This is a genomic window from Flavobacterium koreense, assembly GCF_054776075.1.
Window position 1 is genome coordinate 415,093 of the sequence record NZ_BAAHCF010000029.1, and the last position, 19,673, is coordinate 434,765.

The window sequence follows — 19,673 nt, forward strand, 5'->3', positions numbered from 1 at the left end:
GCTTGCAGAAGTGGCGGATTAAGTAAGCCTAAAACTTTCGGTTAAACACTGGCTTTGCAAGTACAAAACCAACTTTAAATTAAGCCCAAAACCCGCCATTTTTGCAAACTGCTGTTGGTGGCAGTTTTTTTTATTCTGTTGGCGTATTCTTGTAATTATTTCTTTTTTTTCTTACTGTTTTTTAAGTCTTTTATCGGGTTTTGGCTTTCAATATTTACGTTAGAAAATGCAGATGCAACATTTCTATTCCAATGGTCAAATGAATTCATTATTTGGTCTAAATTGACTTCTTTAAGAAGTTGGTCTTTATGTTGTTTGTATAAAAAATGTAAAAAATATGTAGCCATTTTTCTTTTGGTAAACCTCATAGCTTGGTCAAAACTTGAAATTGTTATCTTTGATCCTAATATTAATATGGTTGTTGCAATAGCCCCCAATGCTGTACTTCTGAAAATTAAATATGTTACAGTTTGTGTTGGGTTTGAAGATGCTTTTATCTCTAAAAGTTGTGATTTTAGAGATAAAACAATGTGAATATATATTCCCAATGCGATTAAAATTGTTACTATAAGTATAATTATTCCATTCCGTTTTAGCTCACTAATATTATCATCTATATAAATTTTAAGTTCTTCAATAATCCTATTAGTCTCTTCGTTGTCAGTAATATGATGTTGTTCTTTAATTGCTCTTGTCTTTTTTGGCTTATCATCTTCGCCACCAATAATTGATTCTATTTTGCTCATTTTTTGTTTTGATTTAAAATTGCTTTAGATTCTTGAGTCTGTGCCAAAATTGCCACCAACGTTTCGCGGCTTCAAGAAGTGGCGAACTTCGTAACCGCATATTTTCCACTAAGATAATTTTTCTTGCGAAAGAAAAACGTGAATTTAGCAGATTTCTCGCCATTTCTTGAAACCGCTGTTGGCAGCTGTAGCAATAACTTATTTGAAATAACCTAATGCTTTTCCAAGTTCATTATATAGTTGACTTTGTAATCCGAGCGAACCTGATCCAGCATATTCTCCTTCTTTTGAGAAAAAAACTTTTCCCTTTTCTTTTGCTTTAACTAGTTCTTTTTTCAATAACTCCAATAAAGCATCTTCTTCAATAGTTTTAAAATCTGTTTCTAGCTTTAGTTTTCTATATATTGGATTGATAAGTTTAATTAATGCTCCCATACCAGTTGTTTTTACTAGAATATGAGGATATTTTCTTGAAGTGTCTTCTTCTAATGTTGGCCAATATGGATTGAAAACATCCTTGATAGCCGCAAAATAAGCTCTGAAAAATTTAGATAAAATTTTATGTTCGTCTCCATTATTGAGAAAATCCATTGGAATATTACCCCAAATTCCTTTTTTAGTGAAATGCTCTAAAATTGCTTCGACAAAAAATGCTTGTGAAAAATATCCTTTCCCTGATCCCAACATTTTTATGAATCCTTTTATCACAGATTTGTCATTATTGTTCAAATGCATCGTCAGCATGTGCGCAAGGAAAATATCATTTTTATTTGGGTCAGGAAATGAACCAAATATATCATAGTAGAGAGATTTATTTACCGGTTTCTGATTGAAATTTACATCAGCAAATACTTTTCCTTGTTCCCATTTGTCAAATCCTAATAAGATTGTACAATTAAGATCAAATTGATCCAATGAATTTATAACTTTTTCGTATGATAAATTTGGATATTCTTCTATTAAAGATTTTCTGCCAATTTTTATATTGTGACTTACAGCATCTTCATATAATTTTATCATTCCACTCAAACGATGTTGTCCATCAACAATTAATGAAACTTTTTTTTGTGGAATAAGTAACTCAAGGTTGTTTCCATCAAGGCGATTATAAAATCCACCTATATATTCATCATTTTTAATATTGAGAGTGTTTTTTAGATATTCTTCTTTTGTTTCTGCTTCTTGATTTATATCCATTGATATAATAATTGCAGTTGGAAATGATCCAATGGCATTACTATTTGAATTATGAATATTATTGATTTCTTTCAATAGAAAGCTGTAAATATTGCTAATTCTTTTATCATTTCTCAACCTTTGATAATAATCTTTATTTACTTCTTCAGTTATTTTATTAACTGATTTTTCAGGATTAAATGGATCATATTGTTGTGGTTCTCTAGAAGTGAATTTTACAATATTTCGTAATATTTTAAAATTTATAGCCGCAATGGCTATTGGTTTTGAGGTAAGTTGATTAACAACAAATCCTTTTACAGTTTCTATATTATTCATTTTCAAAAGGATTTTCAGGTTCTACTAAATTTATATCGGTTGCTAAATTATTGTTTTCATTATTAGGTGTTTCTAATGTTAGATTTTCATCAGGACCATCTCCATCTGGATTATCATTATCAATAATATTATCATCTGGATTATCTCCATTTTGTTCTAGTGCATAAACTCGCTCATCTAATGATTGTATTTCAGTCCTTAATAATTCATTCATTGCTAGATTAGCTTGCGCAAAAACATTTGCCTCATATTCGGGATTAAATGTTCTTATAAACTCTTCTTTTGCCTCTTTTTTGGCTATTTTTTTGGCTATTTTGGTAGATTCCTTTTTTGCAATATTTGTAGATTCTTTTTTTGCATCATCAATAGCTTGTGATTTAATTTCGCTAATAGATTTAAATCCAAAAAAACCTGCTATTGCAAGAATAATTGCTACAATAGCTGTATATAGTTTATTGAAAAAATTTTCATCTGATTTATCATCTATCAATTCAAGTTGTTTTTGTTGAATTTTGTTAGAGGTTTGTGTAATCGATTTTAAGATTGAATCAAGTTTTTTTATCTCGGCTTTATTTGATTCCTCATTTTTAGACTTCGAAATATGATATTCAATTTTAATTGTTTGAGTTTTTGTATCAGGAATTTTTAAATAGTTGTAACTAATTATCAAAACACCAATTACTGCAATTGCTACAATGACAGTAGCAACGATGTTCAAAAACAATTGATATTTTTTCCAAGTCATAATTGATTTTTTAAAGTTTAAATATAATACATATATTTTATTCATTTCATAGTTGTTATTTCAACGTTTTCGTCCGAGGCTATTGCTGCCAACGTGTCGCCGCTTCACGAAGTTGCGGATTTTCAACACTTTTGATTACAAATATAGACAAAATTTAGTTTCAAAAATTACCAATTCTGATAAATCCCAAGCCCCGCAATTTCGTGAAACGGCTGTTAGTGGCTGTTATTTTTTCGTTTCTTTCTTTTTTCGGCTCTTTTTGCTTCTTTTCGTTTTCGTTGCCAATCCCAAATTTTTTGTTGGATAATTCCAAGACTTATTATTGAAAAACCTTTTGTTGTCTTTTTAAGTTCTTCTGGAATATTCCATTCAGAATTCTGTTTATTCCAATCAATTCTTTTTTCTCTATCTGTCGGATCATATTTTAGATTAGAGTTCTTAAATTCTTTGTTAATAAACTTTTCTACAATTCTTTTGAGCAACATAAAAGTTTCTTTTTCGTAATCTGAAATTTCACTTTCTGATTTCTCAAAATAATAATCAGGTTCAGACGTCCAAAATATAAGTGACGCAGTTCCTTTATCACATTTTTTACTTTCAATTATCCATTTCAATATTTCTACACCATCATCCCAATTATAATTTTTCGCAAGATAATATTGGTCAGTTGAATTTAGTTTTTCAAAATTCTTAAAATCAGGAAGATAATCTTCGTCTTCATTTTTAAATGAAAATTCAATGAATTTTTCTTGAATATATTTTTCTTTGTAAGGTAATATTATCATTTCGTTATATTTTCTGCGGTTTTCAGGTATAATAGCCACTAACGGTTTGCGGCTTGGTGTCTGTTATTTTGCCTTGCAGACATTTCAATCCTTAGATAAAATTTATAGGCAAAATAATAGCACCAAACCGCTGTTATACGCTGGTGGCGGTTTGTTAAACGAAAATTAAAATGCAACAAGAATTTAAACAAAAGTATTTCACTAACAATTTTTATTGGGTGAACAAAGAAAATTACAAAAAACTGCAAGAAATAGCTCTTGAAGTAGGTTGCTTATGTCATACAGGTAAAGCAGAAATAATTGAATGGCACGAAGGATTTAAAAACTTAGGGTTTAGAACCTACGAAAAAAACAACAATGTAACAGTTTTTCAAAAAGAACCGTTCTTGTTGCATAATCATACCGCCACTGATTTTAACGAAATGATGTCTGCTTACGAAAATGTAGCCACTTGCGTATAACGTGAGGCGGCTTTGCGTCTGTTGCGAGCTTCGGAACGCCAAATTTTCTGTTAAAGATAATAATTCTTGCGAAAGAAAAACGTGAATTTTGCACTTTTCTCGCAATAGCGCAAAACGGTTGTTGGCGGTAGTTGCTATTTTTCAGCACTAAAAATCCATTTACATTTTGAGTCAATATATTTCAAACTCATTTGATTTTCGAATGGTTCATTCAAACATATAAATTTTTCGGCGCCCAAAACAAAACCTTTCCTTCTGTTTTCTGATGTAAAGTTAAATTTTAAAGTATCTAAATCCATTTTCCATTCAAAGTCAACTTTATTTTTTTTTATCATAAATAATTGATCCTTTTCCGTTTTCATTAAATTGCAAGTCAACTCTATTACCAAGATATTGGTCTTCATCGCAAACAGATTTCTTTAAGTTCCATTTTCCAATAGGTAGCTTGTCTTCGGAAATCAAGAATGATAATCCGATTATTGTCCAAAAAACTATGTTTAATTTTAAATTCATATGTTTCGTAAAGTGCAATTACCGCCAACTAGTGTATAAGTCTGACGTTATCATCCTAATACACCCAAATTAGGTATGATTAGCGCTACTTGTTTTAGTTTTACTCTGCTAATGTAATAAATTTTCTACTATAAAAACCACGTACTTCTACCTAATCTTTACAAAGAGAGCATCCTATTTTTGGGTTTTGATCTACCTTTATTTGTAGCATGTTCGATACAAGTTCCATTTTAGCAAAACGCTTACGAACAAACTACGAACGAAATACGAACCAAACCCCTATAAAACTGCTACCAACCATTCAAAATCGTTCATTCTATGTCAAAAGCATTCAAAAGCATTCAAAAGTGTTCATATTTGCAGAATTTCTTAGTGAAAAAAACATAAAAAAACCACAAGCGATTACTTGTGCTTGGCAGTTATTTTTTATGTAGTTATGTCATTGAGTGAAATCCAATTGAGTTTCCTTCAGTGTCTAGCGCAATGCCACAAAATCCGTGTTCGCCCAACGACATTTTTTCTTGTAATACAATACCACCAGCTTTCGCTACACGAGACAATTCTACCGAACAATCATCGCATCCAAAATAAACTAGTGTACCTCCATTTCCAGGTGCCATATCTTTCATTTTACACAAAGCACCACTGATATTTTTTCCGCCTTCTTCCCAAGGAAAGCATAGCATTTCAAGGTCGCCAAAACCTCCAGGAGTTTCCATCGGAATCATGGTAATGTTTAATACGGTTTCGTAAAATTTTTGGGCACGTGCCAAATCAGACACATAAATTTCTACCCAAGCAAATGGATTTTTCATAATGTTTGTTTTTGGTTATAATTCAAAAATAGTAATTATTTTTTACTTTTTGCTTCAAGTTCTGGAAGCTGCTTTTTGTATTCCTCAACATTCCAAACGATGTTCCAATTTTTGACATAATCGGCTAATAGTCCAAGTCCGACGCTGGCTCTTCTTTGGTCAACAGTATCAGGATCTTCTAACGGTAGTACATAATTGGTATTGGTATCTTTGTCAAAACCAATTTGGCTTCCGTAGATTTGTTTTTTGCCTTCACCAAGAGCTACTCGGTCTTCTAGTAAAGCTAGTGCGCTACTGCTAGCATTTTTGTTTTTAACAGCTTCACGCATCATTGGAAGGTATTTTTGTTGCGTAGGTAAATCGGAATGTTGAATCACCAAAAACAGCGTTTGATTGGCTTGACCACCCACTTTATCAGCACCAACCCAACCGTGTTTATCTAATATTTTGGTAATTTTAATTAAGTTGACATTGTCTTTTTGCATCATGATTCTTCCCAAGCTATCTACAATTTTGCTTTGAAAACCATAGTCTTTTTGAGCTTTGATGAATGTTCTTCTAATACCTTGATCGTCTTCGTAAATCGCTAATAGTTCGGCTTGTAAAGGTTTGTCTAAATTGGCTTCTTTTACATCAACAATTTTCTGCATTTCGTTTACAAAAGGCAACCATTTTTTATCATTGTGCAAAGTGTCCAAATCGGTATCCGTTTTTAAATGACTTACGTTTATCCAACCTTTGTCTAAAGCAAGTTGCAACCATTGAAAAGCCACATTCTTTTTTCCTAAAAGTGCTGCAGAACAAGCCGCATTGTAAAAATCACTACCACTTTTTTGTTCGATTTTAAAAGCTTCGGTATATTTTTCAACCGACTTTTTATAGTCTTTGTTTTTGTATAAAGCATCGGCTTCACTAACAAGTGCTTTATAATTTTGGGCGAAACTTAATGAGAAAAGGAAGAGTAGGATAGTGGTGAATGTTGCTTTCATAAAAATTGATTTGTATTTAGTAAATATATAAAATTTGTAAAATCACAAATAGGCAATTTTTATAAAGTTTGTTAAAATTGACTTTTAATTCGAATTTACTTTGAACTATTTTTTTGTATCATTGCGGTAAGCGTTATTGCAGTTCACAAAGTATGAGTTTTATTCATTGTTATCAATATCTAAAGAAGTTGCATCCTCAGTCACTTTCGCATTTGGATTCGGAAACGATTGTCAAATATGAAAAGTTATTGAAGACTGAAGTTCGTATTGATAGTTCAAAATTCAATACTAACGATGTAGAACGTTTTTTAGAAGCACTCAAAAATAACAGTTCTTTACTTCAGTTTTTACCAACCAATGAAGAATTCTATTCGTTACTTTTTGAACGATTTAATTTCTTGAAAGACTATGGCGTTCCCAATTTTGATACCTATGATTATAGTGCATTAAAACAAGAGATTTCGGCTAATTTATCGAATGAGTTGAATCAATTTGTTATAACACGATTGGAGCAACAAGATTTTATTGCTTTGAAAGTATTGCTTAAATACATAGAAATTCTTCCAATGGAAGTTGTTGATTTATTGACGCATCGATTAGAGTTTAAACTGGATGGCTACATTGGAGAAATGACTCGCAAAGGAAAGTTAAAACACGATGACGAATTTAAAAAAGTATCAGAATTAATTGCGCTTGTTCCTGTTGAGGTTTTGGTTAAGAAAGAAGCTAAGGTAAAACAGTTGATGTATCAAGAAATGCGCGAGATAGCAAGTCATATTGACAAGCCAGGAATAGTGTTCTTCTTCGAAACCATGTTTAAAGGTTTACATTATTTGTTTTATGTACCAACCGATGCCTACGAATTAAAGATTCGGAATAGAGTAATGGGCGATTTTAAATTCATGTTAGGGCTTCTAGGAATTGTAATACTTATTATAGCTTTTGGAATTATGTTTTTAAAGAAAGACGAACCTGTAAGAAAGAGCGATTTAGAACCAAAAGGTTTCTATGAAAGTTTTGTAAAGCCTGCACAAAATAATGTGCTGCTTATGGGTAATTATTCAGATACTTTAAAAACAGGTTTTGATTTTGTGAGTTCAAGTTATGTGATGGCAAAATCAAAAGAAACGGTTACGATTGAAAACAAAACCGATTATGATTTGATTGTTTTCTCTGATTTTGATGTCATAAAATCCTATGCTGAGGTTTATAAAAGCAATGTCTTTAAAGGATTTTATTATTATATTAAAAGTAAGGATTCGTTAACTATAGATCGTGTAATATATCCGATGCATTTTTACTTTGGTCAAACGTTGTTTAGTACTCAAGCACCCAATCAAACACCACCTAATTTACCACGTTTTTTTCATGCTCATAAAAACACAGGAAATCTGGTTAGGAAAACATTTGAATTGAAAAATGCTAAAGTAACTTTTGAAGGCGATAGAAAAAGCATTGTGCTTCGTTCAGATAAAGGCGTTTTTATGGATGGGGTTTTGGTTATGAGTTATGAGTTTTAAGTTCTTTTTTAAAGATTGTGCTTTTACATAAACATCCTCCATGTATTTGTAAATTCTATCTGTAAAGGATATTCCCTTGAACTAACATAGATAAATTTATACTTTTTTAAATCATCTGCAGTAATGGTGATTTTTTCTTCACCAGTTGATTTGAAGAAAATTAGTTCTAAACTCTTCTGATTGGATATGGGTTGAATAGATCTCACACTCGTGCTATTGACCGAAAAACGATCTTCCTTTAGAAATTTTCCGCCACTAACAATCTTGATGGAATCTTTAGATAACATATAAAAAATTAGCAATGATTTGTTTTCATTTTCGGCTTTAAAAACTTTTAGATAGTCTAAGTTTTTTTTACTTGCATCATAAAGCAAAAAAGGTTTATCAGTTTTATAAATATATTTTACGTTCTCCATATTTTTGGAAACGTTTTGGCTGTATGTTGTCGTTGACAAGAATAGCAGTAAAAAGAATAGTAGTTTTTTCATTCTTAAGATGTTTTTTTCTTCCTTTTAATTCAAATCCAAATAATATTGCCGTCACTTTTTTTGCGCTCCAAGAACCATAATTTACTATTTTGTTTTATCTGTAAAATAGTTGCTGCTAATCAATCTATTTATTTCTAAATTTCTTATGGATTCAATGTCCAAATCAGTGCTTTTTCTTTAGTTGCACGATAGATGGTTTGGTGTTCTTCTTTTGGTTCGTTAGAATATTGAAAAGTTATGTTTTTATTGTTTTCTGCCGTTAAAATTTTGGCAAGGTTTTTTGTGTGTTTAGAAATATCAGATGCGCTTGAGCCAGCAAACCATAGACGTTTATTTCCTTCAGGAAATTTTGCAAGATATTCTTTTGCGGTTCTAACCAAATAGTGGTTGTTCCACCAAAGTGATGGATCCATAGCAATGTAGTAATCAAACATATCGGGCTGTGTCATAAACGTTTCTACTATGAAAAGTCCTGCAAGTGATTCGCCAATAATTCCTTTAGTTTTCTTTGTTCTGTAACGTTTGTTGATTTCTGGAAATAATTCGTCGTTGATGAACGCTCTAAATTTTAATGCGCCACCAATTACAGGAGCAATTTCTTTGTCTTTTTCGACTTCAGTTGTACCAGATAAATCTCTTCTGCGTACTGTGTTTTCAATTCCTACAAGAATGAAAGGAGGTATTTTTTTAGCTTTGATTAGCTCAGCCATAGTGTTGGCAATATGAGGAAAATCTTCTGCAGTTCCGCCATCTGGCATGTACATTACTGGTAAAGAATCTTTAGTTTTAGTATAATCTTCTGGAGTCCAAACGTTGATAGTTCTTTTTTCTCCAACAAGTTTAGAATCAATCGTAAAAGTATCATGAACCGGAATTGGATCTTGTTGTTGTGCTTGATTGTTACAAGCGGTCAAAATAACGATTAGAAAAAGGATTAGGTATTTGCTATTCATAACTTATAATATTATATGGTAAACAAATGTACAATTTTGAGTAAGAAATTTCACTTGATTGAAAATACATTTCATAAAAAAAACCACGAGCCGAAACTCATGGTTTTCAAATTATTGGTTAGGGTTTAGTATTATTTCATTTTTCCTAAAACAAAAGCTACAGCAGCACCAACACCAGCTCCCATTACAAGGTTAACAATGGTGTCAAGGCCTAAAAGTTTGTAATCAACAACTTGAGAAGAATACATGAAAAAGTTCATGGAAAGGCCATAAAACAAGCCAATTAACGCACCAGCTTTTAACCCAGTTACAAGGTTAGTTATTCCAGCCCATTTTGTAAAAATTAATGAAACAAAGAAGCCAAAAGTCATGCAACCTAAAAAGATAAATTCGAGTTTGGTATTCTCATTTTGCGGATAAATGTTAGTAAATAGTTGCCCATAAAATAGCCAACCTAAAAGGAAGTCGACAATTCCGCCAACGATTCCTCCGATAATAAAGTTTTTTAAATTCATAATTAAAATAGTTTTATTGGTTAATGGAATAAAATTACTAAAAATTAAGAATTGTTTAATATGGTATTAGTTTAATTATTAACCATTTAAGTATAGGAATTGTTTATAATTGAGGATTAAATTTGAATGATTAATTTACTACTTACAATTGTATTTCATACAAGAAAACTTCACCTGTTTCTTCATTAACGAAATACATTGAACCTTGGGTAAATCCTTTCTCTTTATATACTTTTTGTCCAACTTTTGGAGCGAACCATTTTGGCGCATCGTTTGGCAAGCTATAATCACCAGTTGCTATTTGCAAATCATTTAATTTTATAAAATCATCAATCCAATTAGTTGGAGCTTTGAAATGCAAAAAAGTAATGTATTCATAACTCCAATGCGATGATTTCCAGTATTGACCATTATAAATTTTGAAGTCGCTTGGAACTTCATGATTAGACCAAAGTTCAAATGATTCATCTGCTATAGATGATTCTTTGCCACATGATATGAAAATTAGCGTTAGAAAAAGTAAAATTGTTGGTCTAATTTTCATATGTATTGGTTTAATAGTTTTTATTTTCGCATGAGCACGGATTACAAATCCGCACTATCTGGATTTTGTCATTTTTAATTTTCAATCAATTCGTTATTTGCATCTATTATGTTTTTTATTTTATATTTAAGTAAATCGTTTATTGGCAGGCCAAGAATTGGTATGGCATTATTTTTTTTGATTTTGTAAAAAGGTTCTGGATAATAATATTCAACATACACTTTCCTCATATTCTTTATATCAACATTTGCTATTTTGTCAAGTTTTATTTTTTTTAAAATCAGTTTTTTTCCTTCATCTATGAGATATCTATTTCCAAAATTTAGTAGCCCAATCCATTCATTTTCTTTAGTTTTATATATTGCGTTAAATTGATATTTTTGATGGTAATAATATTTATCATCTTGACTTTTTGAAATATATAAAATTACATTTTTAAATTCTGCAAAATTTGGTATTCCATAATGATCATATGCAACAAATTCTATTGTATCAACTTTCAAATCATTATATAAATTTTTAACAACTTTATATTTTAATTTAAAAGCTCTGTCAATAACATATGATTTACGAATAAGTGTATCGCCAGTTTTTGGGTCAATTTCTATTTTATCTTGTTTTGTTGTATTTGGATTAAATTCTTCAATTGATATTTTTTCTCCAATAAATGCAAATAAATTTATATTCGCATTTTCTTTATAATAATCAATTTTCACCTCTTTTTGTGAAAATGAGAATGAGAAAAAGAACAGAAGTAAAATTATAGAATTTCGTTTACTCATTTTTGTTTGGTTTTGAGAGAATTACAATTAGTATATTTAAAATAAGGTAAAACGTACCAAAATTTATTGCTAAAAGCAATATAGATTATCAAATATAATAATTTATCTATAAAAAAACACCTCGAAAGGTGTTTCTAAATTTATTCAGTTCTATAAATCTTATCGTAAAGATCTTTGTATTTTTCTCTTACTACTTTTCGTTTTAGTTTTAGTGTTGGTGTAAGTTCGCCGCCATCAATGCTCCAAATGTTAGGAGTTAATTCGAAACGTTTAATCATTTCCCAATTTCCAAATTTTTTGTTGATTTCGTTTACTTCTTCTTGAATTCGTGCTATTACTTTTGGGTTTGAGGCAATTTCTTCGTTTAAGTCGCCAACATCTTCATGATGACGTTTTGCCCATTCTCTAACAAAATCAAAACTTGGTTGTATGAACGCTCCAGGCATTTTTTCACCATCACCAATCACCATAATTTGCTCTATAAACAACGATTGCTTCATAGCGTTTTCAATCAATTGTGGTGCAATGTATTTTCCTCCAGAAGTCTTGAACATTTCTTTCTTTCTATCGGTAATTTTCAAGAAACCTTGTGAGTCGATTTCGCCAATATCACCAGTATGGAAATAACCATTTATAATTACTTCATCGGTTAGTTGTTGGTCTTTGTAGTAACCCATCATTACGTTTGGTCCTTTACAAAGGATTTCGCCATCTTCAGCAATTTTTACTTCTACATTATTGATGACTTTACCAACACAACCTACTTTAAATCCGCCATTTCTCATGTCGTTTACAGAAATCACAGGAGAAGTTTCAGTCAATCCGTAACCTTCCATAACTGGCATTCCTGCAGCTGCAAAAACTCTGGTTAATCTTGGTTGTAATGCTGCACTTCCAGAAACCATTACGGTTAGATTACCACCCAAACCTTCTTGCCATTTGCTAAAAATAAGTTTTCTAGCGATTTTAAGTTGGGTTTCATACCAAAATCCGTTGGCTCCATAAGGTTCGTATTTCAAACCTAAATCAATTGCCCAAAAGAACAATTTCTTTTTGATTCCAGTTAATTCGGCACCTTTAGCGTAGATTTTATCATACACTTTTTCAAGAAGTCTTGGCACAACCGAGAAAACAGTTGGTTTAACTTCTTTAATATTATCAGAAAGTTTTTCAATAGATTCAGCGAAATAAATCGCTACCGAATAATATTGATAAATGTATAAAATAACACGTTCAAAAATGTGACAAATAGGCAAGAAGCTCAACGCACGACTAGTTCCTTCATCAAATGGAATTCTTGGTGAACTATCTAACACATTAGAAACAATGTTATTGTGAGAAAGCATTACGCCTTTAGGTTTACCTGTAGTTCCAGAAGTATAAATGATTGTAGCCAATTCTTCTGGTTTGACATTGTTTTTTCGGTCTTCCACAACATCTTGATTAGAAGTGTCTTCACCTAAAGCAAGCACTTCTTTCCAATTTTTACAACCATTGATTTCATCAAACGAAAAGATATCTTTTAAAAGAGGAACGTTTTTCTGAATGGATTGTAATTTTTTCAAAACCACATCATCCGAAACAAAACAATAGGATGCTTCCGAGTGGTTTAGAATATATTCATAATCTTCAGCAGAAATTGTTGGATATATTGGAACGGTTTGTGCTCCAGTTTGCATAACTCCAATATCCATAATGTTCCATTCGGTTCTGTTGGAAGAAGAAATGATGGCAATTTTATCGTTTTTTTGAATTCCCATGCGCAACAACGCACGAGAGATAGCATTCGATTTATCGACATATTCCTGCGTTGAGGTTTTTACCCAAACACCATTGTATTTAGTGACAAGACAATCTGGTACATTGTTCTTTTCTAATTGATAATATGGGAAGTCAAACAGACGCGTAATTGGAATCATTGGAGTTAATTTTGATGCAAATTAATTAATAAATTACAGATTAACAATTTATTTTTAAATATCCTTTTTCAATTTAGTAGTTTTGCACAAAATTGTAGTAAACAATAGATGAATAAATTTCCAAGACTTAACGAATATAAAGTGCTGTTTTACAGAATAGGTTTGGCCTATTTGTTTTATATGATGGCTCGAATTTTGTTCTATTTTTATAATCAAAATTTAATTAAAATAGATTCTTTTGTTGCCTTTATAAAATTGTGTTATCACGGTTTAGCATTTGATACAACTACGATTCTCTATGCCAATTCACTTTTTATAATTTTATCGGTTTTACCTTTACTAATCAACACCAGAAAAGGATTTCAGAAGTTTTTGTTTTACTTGTATTTTACAGTCAATCTGATTTTTTATACGGCCAATTTTATTGATTTTATTTACTATAAATATACCTTCAATAGAAGTACAAGAGCCTCGTTGGATACTCTTCAAAATGAGAGTAATAAAGGTTCGCTGTTCTTGAATTTCTTGGTGAATTATTGGCACGTTTTCTTCCTGTTTTTCTTGATGGCTTTCTTGTGGATTTATTTGTACAAAAAAGTAAAAGTAAAACACCACGAATCAAAACCAAACTTCAAGTATTTCTTGGCTTCTGTATTTAGTTTTTTATTGATTACAGCACTTTGCATTGGAGGAATTAGAGGCGATTTTAGAAAAAGCACTCGACCAATTAATTTATTAGACGCTAGTAGATTTGTAACAGATGCCTCTCAAGCTGATTTTGTTTTAAATACTCCTTTCGCCATTATTAGAACTTGGAATACCAATACGTTTAAGAAAGTAAATTTGGTAGATAAAACAACGATTGATTCCTTAATTGTTCCTATCAAACACTATAAAAACAATCCGAAAACAAAGCCTAATGTGGTGATTTTGATTTTGGAGAGTTATGCTAAAGAATACATTAGTGCTTTCAACAAAGACATGAATATTCGCAACTATAAAGGATATTCTCCGTTTGTAGATTCCTTGGCACAACATAGTATGATTTACACAAACGGTTATGCTAATGGTTATAAATCCATCCACGGAATGTCTTCTGTAATTGCCGGAATTCCTTCTTTTAAAGATGCTTTTACGTCTTCACCTTATCCGAAGCAAAAGATAGAATCGTTAGTTTCTGTTTTAAAAAGTGATGGTTATGATACTTCATTTTTTCACGGTGCACCAAATGGTTCGATGGGTTTCTTAGGTTTCGGAAACATATTGGGTTACGATCACTATTATGGTAAAAACGAATACAACAACGATGTCGATTTTGATGGTGTTTGGGGTATTTGGGACGAACCTTTTATGCAGTATTTCAACAAAACGATTTCGAAAAAACAGCAACCGTTTATGGCGACTTTGTTTTCGGTTTCGTCACATGAACCTTACATTGTTCCTGATAAATATATTGGTAAATTTCCGAAAGGTGATAATCCTATTCACCAATGTATTGGGTATACCGATTTTGCTTTGAAGCAATTTTTCAATGCTGCTAAAAAAGAAAAATGGTATCAGAATACTATTTTCGTATTGGTTGCCGACCATGATAATTTAATCTTTTATGATGATTATTTGAAAGATCAAAACTTTCATACCGTTCCGATTTTGTTTTTTAGTCCGAACAAGAAGTATGTTGGTGTAAATAAAGATTGGGCACAACAGATTGATATATATCCAACATTACTTGATATGATGGGTTATGACAAGCCTTTTAGAAGTTGGGGTAGAAGTTTGATAAGTGAGAAAAAAGTACCACCATTTGTAATGCGTTATTCTTCTGATCACTATCAAATGATGAGTGGCAATTATATTTGTACCTTTGATGGTGAGAAAGCAGTTGGTTTCTATAAAAAGGAAGATAAAGATTTAAAAAACAATTTAATAGGTCAGCGCAATGCCGAAATGAATTTGCTAGAAAAACGTTGCAAAGCGTTCTTACAAGATTATATGGATCGCATTATCGACAAAAAACTGACTTCAAAAGATAAATAACATGAGTACTAAAAAGAAGATACTAATTGCTTTAGTTGTAGTGTTTTTAGGCATTACAGGAAAGTATGTTTATGATAGACATATCAACCATAATTTTATGGAAATCACTGAAGGTAAAGTATATAAAAGTGGTGTGATTCCGCCAGATGAAATTGCTGATTATGTAAAGAAATATAAAATCAAATCGATTGTAGATTTGCGTTTTCCTGGAACAGGAGATGATGTTAATAATCCAGAAATTCCTGCAGAATTGACAGCAGAGAAGGAAGCTGTAGCAAAAATTCCTGGAGTAAATTATTTCAACAATGGTTCCGATCAAGTTCCGAAACAAGAGAATTTGGATTCTTTTTTCAAGATCATGGACAACCAAGATAATTATCCTGTTTTGATTCATTGCTATCACGGAATTGGAAGAGCGCAAATGTATTCGGCATTGTACAGAATTGAATACGAAGGTTTTTCAAATGAAGAGGCTAGAAGCAAAGCGGCATTTCCGGTTATGTTCAGTTCTTTTGATGATGGAAAGCCCAAAGGAGAATATCTAAAAGCTTACAAGAGCCGAAAACAAAAGGCAACAGAGAATAAATAAAGCAATAGCGATTCGTAAGAGTCGCTTTTTTTATGTTAAATTGTTAATCATTTCAAATTATAACTGCAATATAAAAATTTAGTTCCTTTTATTTAAACTACCTTTATAGAGAAATACCTTTGTTAGGTATTACTACTTCATTTAACCCAATTCAATCAGCTTAAATAATAACTGATTTTCTTCTCAATTACCTAACTATTTTAACTTAAACACATTTGTAAAAGTGTGATTTATGTAAGTTATTAAAATCTAAATGTAAACGACTACGTTATTAGTTTATTCAACTTTGTAGAGTATGGTTTTTTTAACAATTGTTTGAATATAAATATAATACAAAAAACAAAAAAATGAAAAAAGTCAATGACAATGCCGAATTAGAAAAATCAAAAATTCACATCATTGTTGAAATTATTGAATACATGCAAAACGCTGTAGTCAGTAGAACTATTATAAAAAAAACTACAGGTAATGTTACCGTTTCCTCCTTTGATGCTGGTGAAGAATTAGATGAAAAAACGTCAGCATTTGATACTTATATTCAAATTATTGATGGTGTTGCAGAAATTACCATAAATGACAAAAAATTCAAACTAAAATTAGGAGAAGGAATCATAATACCAGCAAACTCTAAGCATCAGTTTAATGCTAATGTTCAGTTTAAAATGATTTCGACAGTGATTAAAAGCGGTTATGAAGAATAGGCTTTAACAAATACAATGTAAATAAGAACTATATGAAGCTCTATATCAAATACATGGTTAGCACTCGATGCAAAATGGTAGTTAAGGAAGAGTTAAGGAAAATGGGACTTCATTTTGTATTGGTTGACTTGGGAGAAGTTGAAATCATGGAGGAACTTTCTGCAGAGAAACTTACAGAATTAAACAAAGCATTATTAGTTTATGGCTTAGAATTAATGGACGATAAAAAAGCGGTTTTAATTGAGAAAATTAAAAACGTAATTATTGAAATGGTTCATTATTCAGATGAAGTTCCCAAAGTAAATTATTCAGATTATATCAGTGAAAAACTGAACCATGATTATACCTATTTATCAAATATCTTTTCTGAAGTAAAAGGAATTACCATCCAACAGTTTATTATCAATCATAAAATAGAACGTGCAAAAGAATTGATTTTGTATGATGAGTTGAATCTTACTGAGATATCCTATATATTAAATTATAGTAGTGTGGCGCATTTATCCAATCAGTTTAAAAAAGTTACAGGATTATCGCCATCACATTTCAAATTACTTAAAGACAAACGAAGATGTCCGATAGATGAAATTTAAAGTATGAAAAATCAAGAAAATCAATATGCTCGTAGTTTAATAGAAGCAAGTTTAGATCCATTAGTGACCATAAATATTGATGGTAAAATTATGGATATGAATCAAGCTACAATAAACATTACAGGATTATCACGTGAGGCACTAACAGATTCTGATTTCTTCGATTATTTTACCGAACCTCAAAAGGCAAGAGAAGTTTATCAAGAAGTTTTCGCTAATGGTTCGGTAGCCGATTCGCCATTGACACTTCGTCATAAAAAAGGAAAACTTACCGATGTTTTATTTAATGGTTCTATTTATAAAGATGAGTACGAAAAAGTACTTGGAGTTGTTATTGTTGCAAGAGATGTAACCGATCAAAAAATAATTTCAAATCAATTAAATGAAGCAAAGGCATTTGCAGAATTAGCTACAAAAATTGCAGAAGAAGCCCAGATAAAAGCAGAAGGAGCAACACGAATTGCAGTTGACTCAGTAAAAGCTAAGCAGCAGTTTTTGTCTAATATGAGTCATGAAATTAGAACTCCAATGAATGCCATTATCGGATTTACAAAAGTGGTTTTAAAAACAGAATTATCATCAAAACAAAGAGAATATCTACAAGCAATAAAAACAAGTGGTGATGCTTTAATCGTTTTAATTAATGATATTTTAGATTTAGCTAAAGTTGATTCAGGTAAAATGTCATTTGAAAAAGTGCCTTTTAAGATGGAAAAATCAATTGCTGCCATGATTCACGTATTTGATATTAAAAGTCAAGAAAAAAATGTGAAATTGCTTAAAGAATATGATTTTTCAATTCCAGAAGTGGTTTTAGGTGATCCAGTTAGACTACATCAAATAATTCTAAATTTAGTTAGTAATGCTGTAAAGTTTACGTCTAAAGGAAAAATTATAGTTAGTGTAAAATTAGTTCAAGAAACCGATAAAGAAGTAATTATAGAATTTGCAGTTTCTGATACAGGTATTGGTATTTTAGAAAATAAAATGGAAACAATTTTTGAAAATTTTCAACAAGCATCAAGCGGAACTTCAAGAATTTATGGTGGAACAGGTTTAGGATTAGCAATTGTGAAACAACTTGTTGAAGGCCAAAAAGGAAGTATTAAAGTGCAAAGTGCAATTGGTCAAGGTTCTACTTTTAGTTTTAGATTACCCTTCTTAAAAACCAATTCAGAAGCGCAAATAATTGAAGAAATTATAACACTTGACGACGATATAAAGAATATTAAAGTATTAGTTGTTGAGGATATTGCACTAAATCAGCTTTTGATGCGCACATTATTAGATGAATTTGGATTTACCTGTGATATAGCTTCTAATGGACAGATTGCTATAGACAAGTTGCAAACCAATACCTATGATATTATTCTAATGGATTTACAAATGCCAATTATGAACGGATTTGAAGCTACAGAATATATACGTAACACACTCAATTTGAACGTTCCAATTGTAGCATTAACTGCCGATGTTACCACTGTAGATATTGATAAATGTAAAGCAGTAGGAATGAACGATTATTTATCTAAACCAGTTGATGAACGTATTTTGTATAGTAAAATAATTAGTTTATTAAAAAAAGGATACCAAACAAAACAAGAAGAAATAAAGAGTATTTTGGAAGTTAAAACTAGATGTATTGATTTAAATTTTTTAATGAAACGTACCAAATCTAATCCTGATTTGATGTCGGAAATGATTTCATTATACCTTGAACAAACTCCACCATTAATAAGCGCAATGCGTCAGAGCTTTGATAAGAAAGATTGGACAACATTATATGCAACAGTTCACAAAATGATTCCTTCATTTTCTATTGTTGGAATCCATCAAGATTTTGAAACAATGGCAAAAAAAATACAAGATTTTGCAGGAAAACAATCTGAAGTAGAATCTATTCCAGAAATGGTTTTACAACTTGAAAATATCTGTGTGCAAGCCTGTAGAGAACTTGAAGAAGAATTGATTATCATAAAAAAAATGAAATAATGCTAGACGGAAAAAAAATAAAACTATTTCTTGTAGATGACGATGCACTTTTTTTAAAGTCTCTACAAATAGATTTCCTCGAGAGTGCCGATTTTGAAATTAAAACTTTCTCAACAGGAGAACTTTGCTTAGAAAATTTAAACGAAAATCCAGATATAATAATTCTTGATTATCATTTAGACGGAATCAATAAAGGTGCCATGAATGGATTGGAGGTTTTGGATAAAATCAAGCTTGTAAATCAACAAGTTCCAGTCATTATGCTTTCATCACAAGATAAGATTGATGTAGCCGTTAAATGTATTCATCACAAAGCAACAGATTATGTGGTGAAAAGCGAAACTGCTTTTTTGAGATTGAAACAAATTATTACTAGAACACTACATTCTCAAAAAGTTCAAAATCAACTTAATTGGTATATTGACAGAATGTAATTAAAAACATATGCGATTTATGTAATATTTATGTTGT

At 30.9% G+C, this 19,673-nt stretch carries 22 protein-coding genes; 8 read left to right on the forward strand and 14 right to left on the reverse strand.

Annotated features, from left to right (window positions below; all coding sequences use genetic code 11):
* Positions 1–155: 155 nt before the first annotated feature.
* The 4 genes from ACYU7A_RS10125 to ACYU7A_RS10140 form a co-directional block, all read right to left on the reverse strand.
* Entirely contained in the window at positions 156–746 is a 591-nt protein-coding gene (locus ACYU7A_RS10125; protein ID WP_460576257.1) for a hypothetical protein, read from the reverse strand.
* A gap of 198 nt (positions 747–944) precedes the next feature.
* Positions 945–2,261 (reverse strand): DGQHR domain-containing protein, encoded by a 1,317-nt coding sequence (locus ACYU7A_RS10130; protein WP_460576258.1) that lies wholly within the window; start codon positions 2,259–2,261, stop codon positions 945–947.
* The gene (locus ACYU7A_RS10135; RefSeq protein ID WP_460576260.1) at positions 2,254–3,006 is read right to left on the reverse strand and encodes a hypothetical protein; all 753 of its coding nucleotides are present in this window, start codon (positions 3,004–3,006) and stop codon (positions 2,254–2,256) included. The genes ACYU7A_RS10130 and ACYU7A_RS10135 overlap by 8 nt, the downstream gene beginning before the upstream one ends.
* Before the next feature lie 215 nt (positions 3,007–3,221).
* Complete coding sequence (locus tag ACYU7A_RS10140) at positions 3,222–3,791, reverse strand: DUF4274 domain-containing protein (RefSeq protein WP_460576261.1); 570 nt, start codon at positions 3,789–3,791, stop codon at positions 3,222–3,224.
* Between the two features lie 170 nt (positions 3,792–3,961).
* Here ACYU7A_RS10140 and ACYU7A_RS10145 point away from each other — a divergent pair, with 170 nt between their 5' ends.
* A complete protein-coding gene (locus ACYU7A_RS10145) occupies positions 3,962–4,252 on the forward strand; it encodes a hypothetical protein (RefSeq protein WP_460576262.1) in 291 nt (96 codons plus the stop codon).
* A gap of 134 nt (positions 4,253–4,386) precedes the next feature.
* Here ACYU7A_RS10145 and ACYU7A_RS10150 read toward each other — a convergent pair whose 3' ends face one another.
* From ACYU7A_RS10150 to ACYU7A_RS10165, 4 genes are all read right to left on the reverse strand, one after another.
* On the reverse strand, positions 4,387–4,587 hold the full coding sequence (locus tag ACYU7A_RS10150) for a hypothetical protein (protein WP_460576263.1): 201 nt from the start codon (positions 4,585–4,587) through the stop codon (positions 4,387–4,389).
* Positions 4,571–4,765 carry a hypothetical protein gene (locus ACYU7A_RS10155; protein WP_460576265.1) on the reverse strand — a complete coding sequence of 65 codons (195 nt, stop codon included), beginning with the start codon at positions 4,763–4,765 and terminating at the stop codon, positions 4,571–4,573. The genes ACYU7A_RS10150 and ACYU7A_RS10155 overlap by 17 nt, the downstream gene beginning before the upstream one ends.
* A gap of 434 nt (positions 4,766–5,199) precedes the next feature.
* Entirely contained in the window at positions 5,200–5,580 is a 381-nt protein-coding gene (locus ACYU7A_RS10160) for a VOC family protein (RefSeq protein WP_460576266.1), read from the reverse strand.
* A 35-nt stretch (positions 5,581–5,615) separates the two neighbouring features.
* Complete coding sequence (locus ACYU7A_RS10165) at positions 5,616–6,569, reverse strand: DUF6624 domain-containing protein (protein ID WP_460576267.1); 954 nt, start codon at positions 6,567–6,569, stop codon at positions 5,616–5,618.
* 152 nt (positions 6,570–6,721) lie between these two features.
* Between ACYU7A_RS10165 and ACYU7A_RS10170 the strand changes: the two genes are divergently transcribed.
* A complete protein-coding gene (locus tag ACYU7A_RS10170) occupies positions 6,722–8,089 on the forward strand; it encodes a hypothetical protein (protein ID WP_460576269.1) in 1,368 nt (455 codons plus the stop codon).
* 23 nt (positions 8,090–8,112) lie between these two features.
* On the opposite strand, the gene ACYU7A_RS10175 is transcribed toward ACYU7A_RS10170, so the two are convergent.
* From ACYU7A_RS10175 to ACYU7A_RS10200, 6 genes are all read right to left on the reverse strand, one after another.
* On the reverse strand, positions 8,113–8,577 hold the full coding sequence (locus ACYU7A_RS10175; RefSeq protein WP_460576270.1) for a hypothetical protein: 465 nt from the start codon (positions 8,575–8,577) through the stop codon (positions 8,113–8,115).
* 143 nt (positions 8,578–8,720) lie between these two features.
* Positions 8,721–9,530, reverse strand: a complete 810-nt coding sequence (locus tag ACYU7A_RS10180; protein WP_460576271.1) for an alpha/beta hydrolase — start codon at positions 9,528–9,530, stop codon at positions 8,721–8,723.
* A gap of 131 nt (positions 9,531–9,661) precedes the next feature.
* Positions 9,662–10,045: a hypothetical protein gene (locus tag ACYU7A_RS10185; RefSeq protein WP_460576273.1), complete on the reverse strand. Its 384-nt coding sequence runs from the start codon at positions 10,043–10,045 to the stop codon at positions 9,662–9,664.
* Between the two features lie 142 nt (positions 10,046–10,187).
* On the reverse strand, positions 10,188–10,589 hold the full coding sequence (locus tag ACYU7A_RS10190) for a hypothetical protein (protein ID WP_460576274.1): 402 nt from the start codon (positions 10,587–10,589) through the stop codon (positions 10,188–10,190).
* A 74-nt stretch (positions 10,590–10,663) separates the two neighbouring features.
* The gene (locus ACYU7A_RS10195; RefSeq protein ID WP_460576275.1) at positions 10,664–11,305 is read right to left on the reverse strand and encodes a hypothetical protein; all 642 of its coding nucleotides are present in this window, start codon (positions 11,303–11,305) and stop codon (positions 10,664–10,666) included.
* Positions 11,306–11,511: 206 nt separating this feature from the next.
* The gene (locus tag ACYU7A_RS10200; protein WP_460576277.1) at positions 11,512–13,290 is read right to left on the reverse strand and encodes an AMP-dependent synthetase/ligase; all 1,779 of its coding nucleotides are present in this window, start codon (positions 13,288–13,290) and stop codon (positions 11,512–11,514) included.
* 108 nt (positions 13,291–13,398) lie between these two features.
* Between ACYU7A_RS10200 and ACYU7A_RS10205 the strand changes: the two genes are divergently transcribed.
* The 6 genes from ACYU7A_RS10205 (at position 13,399) to ACYU7A_RS10230 (ending at position 19,636) form a co-directional block, all read left to right on the forward strand.
* Complete coding sequence (locus tag ACYU7A_RS10205; RefSeq protein ID WP_460576278.1) at positions 13,399–15,327, forward strand: LTA synthase family protein; 1,929 nt, start codon at positions 13,399–13,401, stop codon at positions 15,325–15,327.
* 1 nt (position 15,328) lies between these two features.
* On the forward strand, positions 15,329–15,916 hold the full coding sequence (locus ACYU7A_RS10210; RefSeq protein WP_460576280.1) for a dual specificity protein phosphatase family protein: 588 nt from the start codon (positions 15,329–15,331) through the stop codon (positions 15,914–15,916).
* Between the two features lie 347 nt (positions 15,917–16,263).
* The gene (locus tag ACYU7A_RS10215; protein WP_460576282.1) at positions 16,264–16,617 is read left to right on the forward strand and encodes a cupin domain-containing protein; all 354 of its coding nucleotides are present in this window, start codon (positions 16,264–16,266) and stop codon (positions 16,615–16,617) included.
* Positions 16,618–16,649: 32 nt separating this feature from the next.
* On the forward strand, positions 16,650–17,210 hold the full coding sequence (locus ACYU7A_RS10220) for a helix-turn-helix domain-containing protein (protein ID WP_460576284.1): 561 nt from the start codon (positions 16,650–16,652) through the stop codon (positions 17,208–17,210).
* 3 nt (positions 17,211–17,213) lie between these two features.
* Complete coding sequence (locus ACYU7A_RS10225; RefSeq protein WP_460576287.1) at positions 17,214–19,202, forward strand: PAS domain-containing hybrid sensor histidine kinase/response regulator; 1,989 nt, start codon at positions 17,214–17,216, stop codon at positions 19,200–19,202.
* Entirely contained in the window at positions 19,202–19,636 is a 435-nt protein-coding gene (locus tag ACYU7A_RS10230) for a response regulator (protein ID WP_460576289.1), read from the forward strand. The genes ACYU7A_RS10225 and ACYU7A_RS10230 overlap by 1 nt, the downstream gene beginning before the upstream one ends.
* Positions 19,637–19,673: the final 37 nt, after the last annotated feature.